General features: G+C 56.4%; 1 protein-coding gene. It reads right to left on the reverse strand.

Translation table 11 applies throughout. The annotated features are described in order from the left end of the window. Positions 1 to 56: 56 nt before the first annotated feature. Positions 57 to 1247, reverse strand: coding sequence for an IS1249 family transposase (locus tag HMPREF2751_RS06970; RefSeq protein WP_162838042.1), 1191 nt, complete (start codon positions 1245 to 1247; stop codon positions 57 to 59). Positions 1248 to 1409 lie beyond the last annotated feature (162 nt).

Here is a 1409-nt window from a genome sequence, read left to right on the forward strand (position 1 = left end):
GTTAAGTAGCAAAAAGTGTGTCCGCTCGGCGTGTTGCGGGGCGGGCACACCGTTTGTTACTTCATGGGGCCTTTTCTGATTCCTATCGAGTGTTCGTACTCGGTTGGGATAGCGTTGTCGTAGAAGGCTGGTCGGCCTGTTTCATGGTCGGCTTTGTTGTGGTCTTCTTCGACAAGATCGTTGACTTTGGCGAGTTGATCTTGGCCGAAATTGCACTGCCTGGCGATCTTTAATGGGTCGTCAGGCAGTTGCGTTTTCGAGTGCAGGTACCACTCGAGCATTTTTCGTTGGCGTTCCCCGGACCTGCCGCGATGCGCGTCGGCGATGCGTTTGAGCCCGGCGTTGATGCCGCCTTCCAGACTGTTTGTCGTTGAAGCCCAGCGTTGAGGCTCAAGCGCATTCGGTGGTGGCTGCAGGTAGGTAAACAGCCATCCTTTCCGTGAGAGGTGCAGCAGGGAGTTGTATGCCTTGCGAACTCGCAGATGGGTCCATTCCCACTGGTTGTTGAGTGTGCGGCGCTCTTTTGACACGGGCGTTTTCTCGTTGAGGAATGCTTTGAATACCTGTCCGAAGTCGTGCAGACGCAGCGTCCACTCCCGTGCCTGGTCGAGTGTGGTGATACGGGTCAGTTTCAACGCCAGGGCGTAGATGGCTTTGCCGGCGTCGGTGCGTGGTCGTGATGTGGTGTAGCGGCGGATGACGCGTTGCGCATGGACGAGGCATCGTTGGATTATCGCGTTCGGCCAGCAGGCTTTAATCGCAGTAAGTGCGCCTTGTCCGCCGTCGAGGACGACGCAGAGCGGCTCAGCGATTTTGCGGAGTAGCTGCGTGTAGGCGTGGGCGGTTTCGTGTTTGGTCCAGTGCCATGCGATGACGTGGTCGTGGCTGGCTGCGACGAGCAAGCATCCGGCGGCGGTGTAGGTACCGTCGATGAAGATCTGGTCGTAGATGCGCTGTGGGTCACCGTCGTTGGGGATGTCGATGAGCCAGAACGGTTTGAATCGGCGGTCAAGTGTCCAACGGCTTACCCCTTGTTGCTGGGCGAGTTCAGACAACGTTGCTGTGGAGGTGGCATAAGAGACGAAGGCTTTAAAGTCGCGGGTCTGCGTGCGGTCGGTGCGGGTTCGTGTCGTGGAACTGCCGCAGTTCGGGTCCTTGCATCGCCACCTGGTTGTGCCTTTAGAAGTGGTTCCGTTTTTCTTCATTTGCCCAGCGCATATCGGGCATCGTGGTCTGTTTTTACTCACCCGGAAAGCACACCAACCCCCGATTAGCACATGCGGGTGCCATTCCGGTGGATTGAACACTAATCGGGCGGATATAAGGTCTTGATGCTTATATCCGCCCGATTTACCCAGCCTAATCAGCAGTAATGCTGAAAGTCAGACACACTTTTTGCTACTTAACCC

It is taken from the genome of Corynebacterium sp. HMSC063G05, assembly GCF_001810555.1.
Taxonomy (GTDB): Bacteria; Actinomycetota; Actinomycetes; order Mycobacteriales; family Mycobacteriaceae; genus Corynebacterium; species Corynebacterium jeikeium_D.